This window comes from Aeromonas veronii (assembly GCF_040215105.1).
In the GTDB taxonomy this organism is placed as follows: Bacteria; Pseudomonadota; Gammaproteobacteria; order Enterobacterales; family Aeromonadaceae; genus Aeromonas; species Aeromonas veronii_G.
The window spans coordinates 4,262,501-4,279,416 of the sequence record NZ_CP157875.1 but is presented as its reverse complement, the minus strand read 5'-3'; the positions used below and the strand labels follow the sequence as shown (position 1 = coordinate 4,279,416).

General features: G+C 56.6%; 13 protein-coding genes. All 13 read left to right on the top strand.

Annotated elements, in window-relative coordinates; translation table 11 throughout:
• Positions 1 to 30: 30 nt before the first annotated feature.
• The 13 genes from rplL (at position 31) to gmhB (ending at position 16,676) form a co-directional block, all read left to right on the top strand.
• Positions 31 to 393 (top strand): 50S ribosomal protein L7/L12, encoded by a 363-nt coding sequence (gene rplL / locus ABNP46_RS19780; RefSeq protein WP_349920098.1) that lies wholly within the window; start codon positions 31 to 33, stop codon positions 391 to 393.
• Between the two features lie 222 nt (positions 394 to 615).
• Positions 616 to 4,644, top strand: coding sequence for a DNA-directed RNA polymerase subunit beta (gene rpoB, locus ABNP46_RS19775; protein ID WP_349920097.1), 4,029 nt, complete (start codon positions 616 to 618; stop codon positions 4,642 to 4,644).
• An 80-nt stretch (positions 4,645 to 4,724) separates the two neighbouring features.
• The gene (rpoC, locus tag ABNP46_RS19770) at positions 4,725 to 9,029 is read left to right on the top strand and encodes a DNA-directed RNA polymerase subunit beta' (RefSeq protein ID WP_349920096.1); all 4,305 of its coding nucleotides are present in this window, start codon (positions 4,725 to 4,727) and stop codon (positions 9,027 to 9,029) included.
• 196 nt (positions 9,030 to 9,225) lie between these two features.
• Positions 9,226 to 9,942 carry a helix-turn-helix transcriptional regulator gene (locus ABNP46_RS19765; RefSeq protein ID WP_349920094.1) on the top strand — a complete coding sequence of 239 codons (717 nt, stop codon included), beginning with the start codon at positions 9,226 to 9,228 and terminating at the stop codon, positions 9,940 to 9,942.
• Between the two features lie 25 nt (positions 9,943 to 9,967).
• Positions 9,968 to 10,348 (top strand): RidA family protein, encoded by a 381-nt coding sequence (locus tag ABNP46_RS19760; RefSeq protein ID WP_349920092.1) that lies wholly within the window; start codon positions 9,968 to 9,970, stop codon positions 10,346 to 10,348.
• Positions 10,349 to 10,434: 86 nt separating this feature from the next.
• The gene (gene tusD, locus ABNP46_RS19755) at positions 10,435 to 10,827 is read left to right on the top strand and encodes a sulfurtransferase complex subunit TusD (protein ID WP_349920090.1); all 393 of its coding nucleotides are present in this window, start codon (positions 10,435 to 10,437) and stop codon (positions 10,825 to 10,827) included.
• A gap of 10 nt (positions 10,828 to 10,837) precedes the next feature.
• On the top strand, positions 10,838 to 11,194 hold the full coding sequence (tusC, locus tag ABNP46_RS19750; RefSeq protein WP_349920088.1) for a sulfurtransferase complex subunit TusC: 357 nt from the start codon (positions 10,838 to 10,840) through the stop codon (positions 11,192 to 11,194).
• 7 nt (positions 11,195 to 11,201) lie between these two features.
• Positions 11,202 to 11,480, top strand: a complete 279-nt coding sequence (gene tusB, locus ABNP46_RS19745; protein WP_349920086.1) for a sulfurtransferase complex subunit TusB — start codon at positions 11,202 to 11,204, stop codon at positions 11,478 to 11,480.
• Positions 11,481 to 11,662: 182 nt separating this feature from the next.
• Entirely contained in the window at positions 11,663 to 12,037 is a 375-nt protein-coding gene (rpsL, locus tag ABNP46_RS19740; RefSeq protein WP_005306278.1) for a 30S ribosomal protein S12, read from the top strand.
• A gap of 94 nt (positions 12,038 to 12,131) precedes the next feature.
• Complete coding sequence (gene rpsG, locus ABNP46_RS19735; RefSeq protein WP_033129801.1) at positions 12,132 to 12,602, top strand: 30S ribosomal protein S7; 471 nt, start codon at positions 12,132 to 12,134, stop codon at positions 12,600 to 12,602.
• A 74-nt stretch (positions 12,603 to 12,676) separates the two neighbouring features.
• Complete coding sequence (gene fusA, locus ABNP46_RS19730) at positions 12,677 to 14,782, top strand: elongation factor G (RefSeq protein WP_349920083.1); 2,106 nt, start codon at positions 12,677 to 12,679, stop codon at positions 14,780 to 14,782.
• A 54-nt stretch (positions 14,783 to 14,836) separates the two neighbouring features.
• Positions 14,837 to 16,021 (top strand): elongation factor Tu, encoded by a 1,185-nt coding sequence (gene tuf, locus ABNP46_RS19725; protein WP_349920081.1) that lies wholly within the window; start codon positions 14,837 to 14,839, stop codon positions 16,019 to 16,021.
• Positions 16,022 to 16,133: 112 nt separating this feature from the next.
• Positions 16,134 to 16,676: a D-glycero-beta-D-manno-heptose 1,7-bisphosphate 7-phosphatase gene (gene gmhB, locus ABNP46_RS19720; RefSeq protein ID WP_349920080.1), complete on the top strand. Its 543-nt coding sequence runs from the start codon at positions 16,134 to 16,136 to the stop codon at positions 16,674 to 16,676.
• Positions 16,677 to 16,916 lie beyond the last annotated feature (240 nt).

Here is a 16,916-nt window from a genome sequence, read left to right as displayed (position 1 = left end):
TGAGTTTATTCAACATCAGGAATTTTTGTCATGTCTATCACTAAAGACCAAATCATCGAAGCCGTTGCTTCCATGTCCGTAATGGAAGTTGTTGAGCTGATCGAAGCTATGGAAGAGAAGTTCGGTGTTTCTGCCGCTGTTGCTGTTGCTGCCGGTCCGGCCGCTGAAGCAGTAGAAGAGAAGACCGAGTTCGACGTAGTTCTGACTGCTGCTGGCGCCAACAAAGTTGCCGTCATCAAGGCCGTACGCGGCGCCACCGGTCTGGGCCTGAAAGAAGCCAAGGACCTGGTAGAAGCTGCTCCGACCAATCTGAAAGAAGCCGTCTCCAAAGACGAAGCCGAAGCTCTGAAGAAAGAGCTGGAAGCTGCTGGTGCTTCTGTTGAGATCAAATAATCTGCATTTATGTAGATTAGCCTGATAAAACAGGCTAAGGCTGGTGAATCTTTATTCACCAGCCTTTTTGCGCTGTAGACTGAGAGTATTTCACACCGTTCACGACTCTCGGTGCACCAGCAATCCGGACCGCCTCATCGTCCGGGCCAACACAAACGGTGTTGAGACAGAGCTGTCCCGTGGGGACAGAGTGGGTCACTTATCAGCGAGCTGAGGAACCCTATGGTTTACTCTTATACCGAAAAAAAACGCATACGTAAGGACTTCGGTAAGCGAGACCAGGTACTGGACACGCCTTATCTGTTGTCCATTCAGCTGGACTCCTTCAAGCAGTTCATCGAGGCTGACCCGGAAGGTGAGTACGGCTTAGAAGCCGCCTTCCGTAGCGTTTTCCCGATCACCAGTTACTCCGGTAGTGCTGAGCTTCAGTATGTCAGCTATCGCCTGGGTGAGCCGGTATTTGACGTAAAAGAATGCCAGATCCGTGGAGTGACCTACTCCGCGCCGCTGCGTGTCAAGCTTCGTATGGTTCTGTACGACCGTGAAGCAGCTGCCGGCACCGTCAAAGATATCAAGGAACAAGAAGTTTACATGGGCGAAATTCCGCTCATGACCGAAAACGGCACCTTTGTCATCAATGGTACCGAGCGGGTCATCGTCTCCCAGCTGCACCGCAGCCCGGGTGTCTTCTTCGACCACGATAAAGGCAAAACACATTCATCCGGTAAGGTACTGTATAACGCCCGCGTTATTCCCTACCGTGGCTCCTGGCTGGACTTCGAGTTCGATGCGAAAGACAACCTGTTTGTCCGTATCGACCGTCGTCGTAAACTGCCGGCCTCCATTATTCTGCGCGCCCTGGACTTCAGTTCCGAAGAAATCCTGGCCACCTTCTTCGAGACCATCGGTTTCGAGGTCAAAGATGGCAAGTTGATGATGGATCTGGTGCCTGAGCGCCTGCGTGGTGAAACTGCGACCTTCGACATCATCGCCAATGGCGCCGTGGTGGTTGAAACCGGTCGTCGTGTCACTGCTCGTCATATCCGTCAGTTGGAAAAAGACGCCATCACCCAGATTGAGGTGCCGGTCGAATATGTTGTTGGCAAAGTTGCTGCCAAGAACTACGCGCACCCGCAAACTGGCGAAATGGTCGTGACTGCCAACCAGGCTTTGAGCCTGGAAGCGGTAGCCAACCTGTCCCAAGCCGGCTTCAAGCACTTCGAGGTTCTGTTCACCAACGAACTGGATCACGGTGCCTACATGTCCGAGACCCTGCGCATCGACTCCAGCTCCAGCCGTTTGGAAGCCCTGGTCGAGATCTACCGCATGATGCGTCCGGGCGAGCCGCCCACCCGCGAAGCGGCAGAGCAGCTGTTCGAGAACCTGTTCTTCTCCTCCGAGCGTTACGACCTGTCTACCGTGGGTCGGATGAAGTTCAACCGCCGTCTGGGTCGTGAAGACGAGACCGGCGTTGGCGTGCTGACCAAAGACGACATCGTCGAAGTCATGAAGCGCCTGATCGACATCCGTAACGGCAATGACGAGGTGGACGATATCGACCACCTGGGCAACCGTCGTATCCGTTCTGTCGGTGAAATGGCCGAGAACCAGTTCCGTGTCGGTCTGGTCCGTGTCGAGCGTGCGGTCAAGGAGCGCCTCTCCCTGGGCGACCTCGATACCCTGATGCCGCAGGATCTGATCAACGCCAAGCCGATCTCCGCCGCGGTCAAAGAGTTCTTCGGTTCCAGCCAGCTGTCCCAGTTCATGGACCAGAACAACCCGCTGTCCGAAGTGACCCACAAGCGTCGTATCTCTGCGCTGGGCCCGGGCGGTCTGACCCGTGAGCGTGCCGGCTTTGAGGTTCGAGACGTACACCCGACCCACTACGGTCGTCTGTGCCCCATCGAAACCCCTGAAGGTCCGAACATCGGTCTGATCAACTCGCTGTCCGTGTATTCCCGCACCAACGAGTACGGTTTCCTCGAGACCCCGTACCGCAAGGTCATCGACGGTGTGATCACCGACGAAGTGGATTACCTGTCCGCGATTGAAGAAGGTAAGTACGTGATCGCGCAGGCTAACGCCGCGACCTCCGAAGATGGCCGTCTGAAAGATGAGCTGATCCCGTGCCGTCATAAGGGTGAATCCACCTTCATGAACGCCGACCAGATCCAGTACATGGACGTGAGCCCGCAACAGATCGTCTCTGTCGCTGCTGCTCTGATCCCGTTCCTGGAGCACGATGATGCTAACCGAGCCCTGATGGGTTCGAACATGCAACGTCAGGCCGTACCGACTCTGCGCGCTGACAAGCCGCTGGTAGGTACCGGTATGGAACGCGCCGTGGCAGTTGACTCCGGGGTAACCGTGGTGGCCAAGCGTGGCGGCATGATCGACTATGTCGACGCCTCCCGTATCGTTATCAAGGTCAATGAAGATGAGCTGTTGCCAGGCGAAGCCGGCATCGACATCTACAGCCTGACCAAATACACCCGTTCCAACCAGAACACCTGTATCAACCAGCGTCCTTGCGTGATGTTGGGTGAGCCGGTGATGGCGGGCGACGTGCTGGCTGACGGCCCGTCCACCGACCTGGGCGAACTGGCGCTGGGCCAAAACCTGCGCGTCGCGTTCATGCCGTGGAACGGTTACAACTTCGAAGACTCGATCCTGGTGAACGAGCGCGTGGTTCAGGAAGATCGCCTGACCACCATCCACATCCAGGAACTGGCCTGTATCTCCCGTGACACCAAGCTGGGTCCGGAAGAGATCACCGCCGACATCCCGAACGTGGGTGAAGCCGCTCTGTCCAAGCTGGACGAGTCCGGTATCGTCTACGTGGGTGCGGAAGTGAAGGGCGGCGACATCCTGGTCGGCAAGGTAACACCCAAGGGTGAAACCCAGCTAACTCCGGAAGAGAAGCTGCTGCGCGCCATCTTCGGTGAGAAAGCTTCCGATGTGAAGGACTCCTCCCTGCGTGTGCCGAACGGTGTGTACGGTACCGTGGTTGACGTGCAAGTCTTTACCCGCGATGGCGTGGAAAAAGACAAGCGCGCCAAAGAAATCGAAGAGATGCAGCTGAAGGAAGCGAAGAAGGACTTGACCGAAGAGTTCAAGATCCTGGAAGACGGCATCTTTGGCCGCTCCCGCAACCTGCTGCTGGCCGCCGGTTACAGCGAAGATCGTCTGAACAAGCTGGATCGTTCCAAGTGGTTTGAACTGGCCATCGAAGATGAAGCCAAGCAGATCGAACTGGAACAGATCGCCGAACAGCACGTTGAGCTCAAAGCCGAGTTCGACAAGAAGTTCGAGAACAAGCGTCGCAAGATTATCCAGGGTGATGATCTGGCGCCGGGCGTACTGAAAATCGTCAAGGTTTACCTGGCAGTGAAGCGTCGCATCCAACCGGGTGACAAGATGGCGGGCCGTCACGGTAACAAGGGTGTTATCTCCAAGATCTGTCCGGTCGAGGATATGCCCCATGACGAGTTCGGCCGTCCGGTCGACATCGTACTGAACCCGCTGGGCGTACCATCCCGTATGAACATCGGTCAGATCCTCGAAGTGCATCTGGGCCTCGCGGCCAAGGGCATCGGCGAGAAGATCGACCGCATGATCAAAGAGCAGCGTGAGCTGCACGAGATGCGCGAGTTCCTGCAACAGGTCTATGACCTGGGCGAGAAGGACTCCCAGCAAGTGAACATCGCCGAGCTGTCTGACGACGACGTACGTACCCTGGTGGGTAACCTGCGCAAGGGTCTGCCGGTCGCTACACCTGTCTTTGATGGTGCCAAAGAGCGCGAAATCAAGGCCTTGCTGAAGCTGGCCGATCTGCCGGAATCCGGTCAGATCTCCCTGTTCGACGGTCGTACCGGTAACGCCTTCGAGCGTAAGGTCACCGTGGGTTACATGTACATGCTCAAGCTGAACCACCTGGTAGACGACAAGATGCATGCACGTTCTACCGGTTCATACAGCCTGGTTACCCAGCAGCCGCTGGGTGGTAAGGCACAGTTCGGTGGTCAGCGGTTCGGTGAGATGGAAGTGTGGGCCCTGGAGGCTTACGGTGCGGCATATACCCTGCAGGAAATGCTGACCGTCAAGTCTGACGATGTGAACGGCCGTACCAAGATGTACAAGAACATCGTGGATGGCGACCACCGTATGGAGCCGGGCATGCCCGAATCCTTCAACGTATTGCTGAAGGAAATCCGCTCTCTGGGTATCAACATCGAGCTGGACGAAGAGTAAGAGCTCGCTCTTATTGTTCGAGAATTGACGTGGGCGCCCCGAGAGGGGCGCCGAGGTTAGACTCCTGACAGGGGAAACACGTGAAAGACTTACTCAAGTTTTTGAAGGCTCAGACCAAGACCGAAGAGTTTGACAGTATCAAGATCGGTCTGGCCTCTCCTGACATGATCCGCTCCTGGTCATTCGGTGAGGTCAAAAAGCCTGAGACCATCAACTACCGGACTTTCAAGCCGGAACGTGATGGTCTGTTCTGCGCCCGTATCTTCGGACCGGTGAAGGACTACGAGTGTCTGTGCGGCAAGTACAAGCGCCTGAAACACCGTGGTGTGATCTGCGAGAAGTGTGGCGTAGAAGTGACCCAGACCAAGGTCCGTCGTGAGCGTATGGGCCACATAGAGCTGGCCAGCCCGACTGCCCACATCTGGTTCCTGAAGTCCCTGCCGTCCCGTATCGGTCTGCTGCTGGACATGACCCTGCGTGACATCGAGCGCGTGCTGTATTTCGAATCCTATGTGGTTATCGAACCCGGCATGACCAACCTCGAGCGCAGCCAGATGCTGTCCGAAGAGAACTATCTGGACGCACTGGAAGAGTGGGGCGACGAATTCGACGCCAAGATGGGTGCCGAAGCAATCTTGGCATTGCTGCGCGCCATCGATCTGGAAGGTGAAGTCAAGACCATGCGCGAGGAGCTGGAACAGACCAACTCCGAGACCAAGCGCAAGAAGACCACCAAGCGTCTGAAGCTGATGGAAGCCTTCCTGCAGTCCGGCAACAAGCCGGAGTGGATGATCATGACAGTGCTGCCCGTGCTGCCGCCGGACCTGCGTCCGCTGGTACCGCTGGACGGCGGCCGTTTCGCGACCTCCGATCTGAACGATCTGTACCGTCGCGTGATCAACCGTAACAACCGTTTGAAGCGCCTGCTGGACCTGGCCGCCCCGGACATCATCGTGCGCAACGAAAAGCGCATGCTGCAAGAGTCCGTGGATGCCCTGCTGGACAACGGCCGTCGTGGTCGTGCCATCACCGGCTCCAACAAGCGTCCGCTGAAATCCTTGGCCGACATGATCAAGGGTAAGCAAGGTCGTTTCCGTCAGAACCTGCTGGGTAAGCGGGTCGACTACTCCGGTCGTTCCGTTATCACCGTAGGTCCGACTCTGCGTCTGCATCAGTGCGGTCTGCCGAAGAAGATGGCGCTGGAACTGTTCAAGCCGTTCATCTATGGCAAGCTGGAAACTCGCGGTCTGGCGACCACGATCAAGGCCGCCAAGAAGATGGTGGAGCGCGAAGAAGCTGTCGTTTGGGACATCCTGGACGAAGTGATCCGCGAACACCCGGTCCTGCTGAACCGTGCACCGACCCTGCACCGTCTGGGTATCCAGGCGTTTGAACCGACCCTGATCGAAGGGAAAGCCATCCAGCTGCACCCGCTGGTCTGTGCCGCCTATAACGCGGACTTCGATGGTGACCAGATGGCGGTTCACGTACCGCTGACCCTGGAAGCCCAGCTCGAAGCGCGCGCCTTGATGATGTCCACCAACAACATCCTGTCGCCTGCCTCCGGTGAGCCGATCATCGTTCCGTCCCAGGACGTGGTCTTGGGTCTGTACTACATGACCCGTGCCCGTATCAACGCCAAGGGCGAAGGTATGGTGCTGGCCGGTCCGAAAGAAGCAGAGAAAGTCTATCGCGCCGGTCTGGCCGATCTGCACGCTCGTGTGAAGGTGCGTATCACCGAATACCTGCGTCAGGAAGACGGTTCCCTGCTGCCGCACACCGAGATGAAGAGCACTACCGTGGGTCGTGCGATCCTGAGCCTGATCCTGCCAAAAGGCATGGAATACGCCCTGATCGACGAGCCGAAGGTACTGACCGCCGCCGAAGAGGCCGATCTGGCTGCCAATCCGCAGAACTGGATCAAGTACGTCTCCAACAAGGCGCTGGGCAAGAAGCTCATCTCTCGTCTGCTGAACACCTGCTATCGCAAGCAGGGCCTGAAGGACACCGTCATCTTCGCTGACCAGCTGATGTACACCGGTTTCCACTACGCGGCCCTGTCCGGTGCTTCCGTTGGTATCGATGACATGGTCATCCCGGATGCCAAGAAAGACATCATTGCGGCAGCCGAAGCCGAAGTCGCCGAGATCCAGGACCAGTTCCTGTCCGGTCTGGTGACCGCGGGCGAACGCTACAACAAGGTTATCGATATCTGGGCCAGCGCGAACGATCGCGTCTCCAAGGCCATGATGGATAACCTGTCCAAGGAGCGTAACGTCAACTCCCTGGGCGAAGAGGAAGAACAAGCTTCCTTCAACAGCATCTTCATGATGGCCGACTCCGGTGCGCGGGGTTCCGCCGCCCAGATCCGTCAGCTGGCCGGTATGCGTGGCCTGATGGCGAAACCGGATGGCTCCATCATCGAAACGCCGATCGTGGCGAACTTCCGTGAAGGTCTGAACGTACTGCAGTACTTCATCTCCACTCACGGTGCTCGTAAGGGTCTGGCGGATACCGCACTGAAGACTGCGAACTCCGGTTACCTGACTCGTCGTCTGGTTGACGTGGCACAGGACATGGTGATCACAGAGGACGATTGCGGCACAACCGAAGGTCTGTGGATGACTCCGCTGATCGAGGGTGGTGACGTGGTCGAGCCGCTGCGTGAGCGCGTGCTGGGCCGTGTGGTTGCCGAAGACGTGATCAAGCCGGGTACCGAAGATGAAGTGCTGGTAGCACGTAACACCCTGCTCGACGAGCAACTGTGTGATCAGCTCGAGCGCAACTCCGTCGACCGCGTGAAGGTACGTTCTGCCATCACCTGTGAGACCGACTTCGGTAACTGTGCCCACTGCTACGGCCGTGATCTGGCCCGTGGTCATCTGGTGAACAAGGGTGAGGCTGTCGGTGTTATCGCCGCCCAGTCCATCGGTGAGCCGGGTACCCAGCTGACGATGCGTACCTTCCACATCGGTGGTGCCGCATCCCGAGCTGCTGCCGAGAGCAGCATCCAGGTCAAGAACACCGGTAGCATCAAGCTGCAAAACGCCAAGTTCGTTACCAACAACTCCGACAAGCTGGTCATCACCTCTCGTTCCACCGAGCTGACCATCATGGACGAGATGGGCCGTACCAAGGAAAGCCACAAGCTGCCTTACGGTTCCGTCCTGGAAGTGAAGGATGGCGAAGCCGTGAACGCCGGTGACACCGTCGCGAACTGGGATCCGCACACTCACCCGATCATCACCGAAGTGGCAGGTCGTCTGCACTTCGAACACATGATCGACGGCGTGACCATCACTCGTCAGACCGACGAGCTGACCGGTCTCTCTTCCATCGTCGTGCTGGATGTCAACGAGCGTCCGAGTGCCGGTAAAGAGATGCGTCCGACCGTGAAACTGGTCGACCTGAACGGCAAGGATGTCATGATCCCGGGTACCGATGTTCCCGCCCAGTACTTCCTGCCGGGCAAGGCCATCGTGAACCTGGAAGATGGTGCCAACGTGGGCGTGGGTGACGCGGTTGCGCGTATCCCGCAAGAGTCCAGCGGTACCAAGGACATCACCGGTGGTCTGCCGCGCGTTGCGGATCTGTTCGAAGCGCGTCAACCGAAGGAACCGGCTATCCTGGCCGAGATCTCCGGTACCATCTCCTTCGGGAAAGAGACCAAGGGCAAGCGCCGTCTGGTCATCACCCCGACCGACGGTGGCGAGATCTACGAAGAGATGATTCCGAAGTGGCGTCACCTCAACGTGTTCGAAGGTGAAAAAGTTGAGAAGGGTGAAGTCCTGGCGGACGGTCCTGAGTCTGCTCACGACATCCTGCGTCTGCGCGGTATCAGCCCGGTCGCCAACTACATCGCCAACGAAGTGCAGGACGTTTACCGTCTGCAGGGCGTTAAGATCAACGACAAGCACATCGAAGTCATCGTTCGTCAGATGCTGCGCAAGTGCGAGATCCTGAGCGCTGGCGACACCGATCTCATCGAAGGCGAGCAGGTTGAAGTAGCTCGTGTGAAGATTGCCAACCGTAAGCTGGTTGCAGAGGGCAAGGCCCCGGCGACCTACCGTCATATCCTGATGGGTATTACCAAGGCATCTCTGAGCACCGAGTCCTTCATCTCCGCGGCTTCCTTCCAGGAAACCACCCGGGTTCTGACCGAAGCGGCCGTTGGCGGCAAGCGTGATGAACTGCGTGGCCTGAAAGAGAACGTGATCGTAGGTCGTCTGATCCCGGCGGGTACTGGCTTTGCCTACCACCACAGCCGGATCAACCAGCGTGCCGCCGCAGCCCGTGCTGTTGGTGTGCCGCAGGTGACTGCCGATGAAGCTCAGCAAAATCTGGCGGATCTGCTCAACGCAGCCGGCAGCTTTGACGAAGAGTAATCTTCCGCTGCAGTGATGAGAAAGGGCCCCTTCCAGGGGTCCTTTTTTTATTTCTCATCCGGCACCTGGCGCGTGTCGGAGCGGGGCAGGGGATGATCCAGTGCAAGGTTATAGAGCAAAAAATCAAAAAAAGTTGACATTGCCCCCCCGCAATTGAAAACTCGAGAAAGTTGAATGGTTATTACAGGGGTAGAACATGGCTGTCGGTATCGAGGAAGTACTGCTTCCCGAAGATCAACTGAGCGGTCGCGCTTTTACAGACGAAGACAGGGAGTTGTTGCGTTCATATGAAGGTCTCATCGAGGGCCTGGCCGATCTGTTCGGCAAGCACTGCGAGGTAGTGCTTCATTCCCTGGAAAATCTGCATGAGTCAGTGATCAAGATTGCAAATGGATTTAACACCGGGAGAACCCTGGGGGCGCCCATCACGGATCTCGCCCTGCGGATGCTCAAGGATATCGAGCGTACCGGCCAGGATCACACCCAGAGCTATTTTGCGCGCAGTCGCACCGGCGCGCTGATGAAGTCGAGCACCATTGCCATTCGCAACGGTGACAAGCAGGTCGTCGGCCTCATCTGCATTAACCTGCATATCAATGCACCTTTCCACGAATTCGTGGCCGAGTTCTTCCCGACCCCGCAACAGGTGGAGCGTCAATCGCCGGAGACCTTCGCCAACAGTGTGGAAGAGCTGGTTGCCCAGACGGTGGACAACACCATCGACGAGATCAACCGCGATCCCACCGTGGCGAACAATGCCAAGAATCGTTTTATCGTGACCCAGCTGTTCGAGAAGGGCATATTTGATATCAAGGACTCGATCAACCTGGTCGCGGACAAGCTGAATATTTCCAAACATACCGTGTATCTCTACATCCGACAGCGCAAGCAGGGCGAAGAAGAGAGCGAGTAAGTGCCATAGAAGGGGACAGACAAGAATGGCTAAAGAAGTGATTGCAACCGACAAGGCACCTGCCGCAATTGGACCTTATGTACAAGGCACCAAGCTGGGAGAACTGATCTTCACCTCCGGGCAGATCCCGCTCGATCCCACCACCATGGACATCGTCGCCGGTGGTATCGAAGCCCAGGCCGAGCAGGTGATGAAGAATCTGGTTGCAGTATTGAAGGCGGCCGGCTCGGATACCGGCAAGGTGTTGAAGACCACCTGCTTCCTGAGCGACATGAACAACTTCGTGGCTTTCAATCAAGTCTATGCCCGCTACTTCGGCGAAGCAGCGCCGGCCCGCTCCTGCGTGGAAGTGGCCCGTCTGCCCAAGGATGTGCTGGTCGAGGTCGAGGCTATCGCTCACGTCTAAGCCAAGCGCTTGACAAGAGCCCCTCTCAGGAGGGGCTTTTTCGTCTTTGAGGTAGAATGGTTGCATACCTTTGCAGGAGTCCGGACATGAGTCTGAGTTTTGCCCTGCTGGTCACCGGGCCCGCCTACGGCACCCAGACGGCCAGTACCGCCTATCGTTTCGCCCTGGGTCTCATCGAGCAGGGTCATCGCCTGTCCCACCTGTTCTTCTATCAGGACGGTGTGCATAACGGCAGTAACTTGCATGCCCCTGCCTCTGACGAGACCGATCTGGTAGCGCTATGGCGCGAGCTGGCCTTGGCGCAGGGCATCGCCATCGATGTCTGTGTTGCCGCCGCCATGCGGCGCGGGGTGCTCGATGAAACCGAAGCCAGGGGGATTGGCAAGGGGCAGTTCAATCTGCAGGCTCCATTTCGCCTGAGCGGTCTGGGGCAGTTGGCACAAGCCAGCCTGACCGCCGATCGCTTCGTGCAGTTTTAGGGGGGGAGAGATGAGCAAGATTGCCTTTATCTGCCGCCGTGGTCCCCACGGCACATCGAATGGTCGGGAGGGGCTCGACGCCCTGCTGGCGACCTCGGCATTGACCGAATCGCTGGCCCTGTTTCTCATCGGTGACGGGGTGCTGCAACTGCTCAAAGAGCAGCAGCCGCAGGCCATATTGCAGCGCCACTATGCGCCGACCTTCAAGATGTTGGAACTGTATGACATCGAGGAGGTCTATGTCTGTACGGCTTCGCTCGCGGAGCGGGGTCTGGAAGCCGCCGATCTGCTGATCCCCGCAACGCCCTTGTCCCCCGATGAGATCCGCCGTGAATGGGGGCGTTGCAGCACCCATATCAGTTTTTGAGGTGCCCATGATACAGCTGGTATTGAGTTCCCCCTTCCTTGGTCAGGCACTGGAGCAGGCACTGCGTTATCGCGATGTGTCGGATCCTGTGGTGCTGATGCAGGATGCGGTCGTTGCGGCGATGGCTCCCGTGTGGTGCGAACGGCTGGCCGGGGTCCCGCTCTATGTGATGCAGGAAGACCTGCTAGCGCGGGGAATGCAGGGGCGGATCGGGATGGAACTCGACATGACCGGCCTGATCAACCTGATCGCCGAGCAGGGATCGCCGCTGACCTGGGCGGATTAGTTCGGGTTTTTATCTGATAACTCAGATGGTTAAGCAATTTCCGTTCGGTGTGAGTTTGTTGCTTGGGCGCACGAATTGTATAAATCTTGACTCCCCCGACAACAGGGCATAAAATTTCGCGTCCCCGTATCTGCGGGGAGGATTTTTCACACGTTTATGAAGTCATTATCAGGAGCCTTTTGATGGCAACTATTAACCAGTTGGTTCGCAAGCCACGCATCAAGCTCGTTGTAAAAAGCAACGTGCCGGCGCTGGAAGCGTGCCCTCAGAAGCGTGGCGTATGCACCCGTGTATACACCACCACCCCGAAGAAGCCTAACTCTGCACTGCGTAAAGTCTGCCGTGTACGTCTGACCAACGGCTTCGAAGTCACCTCCTACATCGGTGGTGAAGGTCACAACCTGCAGGAACACTCCGTTGTTCTGATCCGTGGCGGTCGTGTCAAGGATTTGCCAGGTGTTCGTTATCACACCGTTCGTGGTGCGTTGGACTGTGCCGGTGTTAAAGACCGTAAGCAGGCTCGCTCCAAGTATGGCGTGAAGCGTCCGAAAGCTTAATGGTTCTCCGTTAAGTAAGGCCAAACGTTAATTCGTTTCTAGTTAGATAACTTTCTAGTTTTGGGTAACCCCTGAAGTTCACGGAGAATTTGAAATGCCAAGACGTCGTGTTGTTGGTCAGCGTAAAATCCTGCCGGATCCCAAGTTCGGATCTGAGCTGCTGGCCAAATTCGTCAACGTAGTAATGGTTGACGGTAAGAAATCTGTTGCAGAAGCCATCGTATACGGTGCCCTGGACATCATTGCCACCAAATCTGGCAAAGAGCACCTGGCCCTGTTCGAAGTCGCTCTGGACAACATTCGTCCGTCCGTCGAGGTTAAATCTCGTCGTGTCGGTGGTGCAACCTATCAGGTGCCGGTAGAAGTTCGCCCGGTACGTCGCAATGCTCTGGCAATGCGCTGGTTGGTTGATGCCGCTCGTAAACGTGGTGAAAAATCAATGGCTCAGCGTTTGGCTGGCGAGCTGCTGGATGCCGCTGACAATAAGGGTTCGTCTGTCAAGAAACGTGAAGACGTTCACCGTATGGCTGAAGCGAACAAGGCTTTCGCTCACTTCCGCTGGTAATCCGCCTGCGCAGGGCCTCGTGGCTCTGCGCACCTTCAGTTATCTAGGGGTACGCTCCTAGTAAGAGGATGACAATGGCTCGTACAACCCCCATTGAGCGTTATCGTAATATCGGTATCTCCGCTCACATCGACGCCGGTAAGACTACTACTACTGAGCGCGTTCTGTTTTACACCGGTGTAAGTCACAAGATCGGTGAAGTTCACGATGGCGCTGCCACCATGGACTGGATGGAACAGGAACAAGAGCGTGGTATCACCATCACCTCCGCCGCGACCACCGCTTTCTGGTCCGGTATGGGCAAACAGTTCCAACCGCACCGTATCAACATCATCGATACCCCGGGCCACGTTGACTTTACTATCGAAGTAGAGCGTTCAATGCGTGTTCTGGACGGTGCCGTGATGGTGTACTGTGCCGTAGGTGGCGTACAGCCACAGTCTGAGACCGTATGGCGTCAGGCTAACAAGTACAAGGTTCCCCGTATCGCGTTCGTCAACAAGATGGACCGTACCGGCGCCAACTATCTGCGCTGCGTTGAGCACATCAAGACCCGTCTGAAAGGCGTGCCGGTTCCCCTGCAACTGAACATCGGTGCAGAAGAGAACTTCAAGGGCGTTATCGACCTGGTCAAGATGAAAGCCATCAACTGGAGCGAAGCTGATCAGGGCGTATCCTTCGATTACGAAGACGTCCCGGCCGAGTTGCTGGAACAGGCGCAAGAAATGCGCATGAACCTGGTTGAAGCCGCTGCTGAGGCGTCTGAAGACCTGATGGAAAAATACCTGGGTGGTGAAGAACTGACCGAGGAAGAGATCAAGATTGCTCTTCGTCAGCGCGTTCTGAACAACGAAATCATCCTGGTTACCTGTGGCTCCGCGTTCAAGAACAAGGGCGTACAGGCCATGCTGGATGCCGTGGTTGACTATCTGCCGGCCCCGACCGACGTAGCAGCCATCGACGGTCTGAAGCTGGATGGCGAGACCAAAGACGAGCGTCACGCTTCCGATGACGAGCCGTTCGCAGCTCTGGCATTCAAGATTGCTACCGACCCGTTCGTAGGCAACCTGACCTTCTTCCGCGTTTACTCCGGTGTGGTTAACTCCGGTGACTCCGTGCTGAACTCTGTCAAAGAGAAGCGCGAGCGTTTTGGCCGTATCGTTCAGATGCACGCCAACAAGCGTGAAGAGATCAAAGAAGTTCGCGCAGGCGATATCGCTGCTGCCATCGGTCTGAAAGACGTGACCACTGGTGATACCCTGTGTGACGAAAAAGCCCCGATCATCCTGGAACGTATGGAGTTCCCGGAGCCGGTAATCTCCATCGCGGTTGAGCCGAAAACCAAGGCTGACCAAGAGAAGATGGGTCTGGCACTCGGCCGTCTGGCGCAGGAAGATCCCTCTTTCCGCGTATGGACCGACGAAGAATCTGGCCAAACCATCATCGCCGGTATGGGCGAGCTGCACCTGGACATCATCGTTGACCGTATGCGTCGCGAGTTCAAGGTAGAAGCGAACGTAGGTAAGCCGCAGGTTGCCTACCGCGAAACCATCCGCGATACCGTCAAGGATATCGAAGGCAAGCACGCCAAGCAGTCTGGTGGTCGTGGTCAGTACGGTCACGTTGTGATCGACATGTACCCGCTGGAAGAAGGCAAAGCCTACGAGTTCGTCAACGACATCAAGGGTGGCGTCATTCCGGGTGAATTCATCCCGGGCGTTGATAAGGGTATCCGCGAGCAGCTGAAATCTGGCCCGCTGGCTGGTTATCCGGTAATGGATCTGGGCGTGCGTCTGCACTTCGGTTCTTACCACGATGTCGACTCCTCCGAACTGGCGTTCAAAATCGCTGCTTCCATGGCCTTTAAGGCTGGCTTCATGAAGGCCAACCCGGTTCTGCTCGAACCGATCATGAAAGTAGAAGTTGAGACTCCGGAAGACTACATGGGCGACGTGATCGGTGACCTGAACCGTCGTCGTGGCCTGATCGAAGGTATGGAAGACGGCCCGTCCGGCAAGATCGTACGTGCCCTGGTGCCGCTGGCCGAGATGTTCGGTTATGCGACCGCCCTGCGTTCCGCTACCCAAGGTCGTGCTTCCTACGCCATGGAATTCGCCAAGTATCACGATGCCCCGACCAACGTCGCCCAGGCCGTGATCGAAGAGCGCAAATCCAAGTAATTTATGATTCCCCGCCTACGACGGTAGGCGGGTTTAACCTAGAAGGACTACGTCGTGTCTAAAGAAAAATTTGAGCGTAATAAACCGCACGTAAACGTCGGCACCATCGGCCACGTTGACCACGGTAAAACCACCCTGACCGCCGCCATCACCAACGTGCTGGCCAAGCACTTCGGTGGTAAAGCTTTCGCCTTCGACCAGATCGACAAGGCACCGGAAGAGCGTGAGCGTGGTATCACCATCAACACCTCCCATGTAGAATACGACACCGCTACCCGTCACTACGCTCACGTAGATTGCCCGGGTCACGCCGACTACGTTAAGAACATGATCACCGGTGCTGCCCAGATGGACGGCGCAATCCTGGTAGTTGCTGCGACTGACGGCCCGATGCCGCAAACTCGTGAGCACATCCTGCTGGGTCGCCAGGTTGGTATCCCGTACATGATCGTGTTCATGAACAAGTGCGACATGGTTGACGACGAAGAGCTGCTCGAGCTGGTCGAAATGGAAGTCCGTGAACTGCTGACCGAGTACGACTTCCCGGGTGATGACCTGCCGGTAGTCCGTGGTTCCGCACTGAAAGCGCTGGAAGGCGAAGCTCAGTGGGAAGAGAAGATCATCGAGCTGGCTCACCACCTGGATACCTACATCCCGGAGCCGGAGCGTGCGATTGACCAGCCGTTCCTGATGCCTATCGAAGACGTCTTCTCCATCGCTGGCCGTGGTACCGTAGTAACCGGTCGTGTAGAGCGCGGTATCGTGAAGGTTGGTGAAGAAGTGGAAATCGTGGGTATCAAAGATACCACCAAGACCACTTGTACCGGTGTTGAAATGTTCCGCAAGCTGCTGGACGAAGGCCGTGCTGGTGAGAACGTTGGCGCCCTGCTGCGTGGCGTGAAGCGTGAAGACGTAGAGCGTGGTCAGGTACTGGCCAAGCCGGGCTCCATCAAGCCGCACACCAAGTTTGAATCTGAAGTGTACGTACTGTCCAAAGAAGAAGGTGGTCGTCATACCCCGTTCTTCAAGGGCTACCGTCCGCAGTTCTACTTCCGTACTACCGACGTGACCGGTACCATCGAACTGCCGGAAGGCGTGGAAATGGTAATGCCGGGCGACAACATCAAAATGGTTGTTACCCTGATTGCGCCGATCGCGATGGATGACGGCCTGCGTTTCGCTATCCGTGAAGGTGGCCGTACCGTAGGTGCTGGTGTTGTAGCTAAAGTTATCGCTTAATCGATACTTTATATACACATGAAAGGGGTGGCTTCGGCCACCCCTTTTACTTTTTGGGGCTTTATCTGCCCTGTGAGATACTTTGCGAAATTATCGATTAGAGGTAGTGCCCGTGAGTAAACCCGCCATTTTTCTGGACAGAGACGGTGTCATCAACGAAGACACCGGCTATGTCAGCCAGGTCGACGACTTTCATTTCCTGCCAGGTGTCATCGAGGCGCTGCAACTGCTGAAGAAGAAGGGTTATCTGCTGGTCGTGGTGACCAACCAATCCGGTATCGCGCGCGGCTACTTCAGTGAAGATGACTTCATGAACCTGACTGAATGGATGGACTGGTCGCTGGCAGATCGGGATGTGGATCTCGACGGCATCTACTTCTGTCCCCATCACCCGGATCATGGCGCACCTTGCGACTGCCGCAAGCCAGAGCCCGGAATGCTGCTGCTGGCCAAGCAGGAGCTGGGGATCGACATGGCTCGTTCCTACATGGTGGGCGACAAGCTGTCCGATCTGAAGGCTGCGCTCAATGCGCAGGTGGGCAACAAGGTATTGGTGCGTACCGGCAAGCCGGTGACCGATGCAGGTATCGCTTTAGCCGATAGTATTTATGATGATCTCCATGGTTTTGCGATAGCAGTACCGGTTGCAGGCTGAATTCGAACGTTTTGTAGACGGGTTGGTGGCTTTGTGAGCAAACAAATTGCCAACGTCATCTTTTTGCAATAATCCCCTTGCCAGAAAGTTTTGGCTCCCTATAATGCGCCTCCATCGACAGGGCAAGCGGCAACGCAAACAAGCCGGTCGGTGCCTCGAAAAGCCTCGTAAAATAAGGCTTGACTCGAGAAGGCGGTTGAGTAGAATGCCACTCCCGCAGCAGCCAAAAGCTGCGTCGCT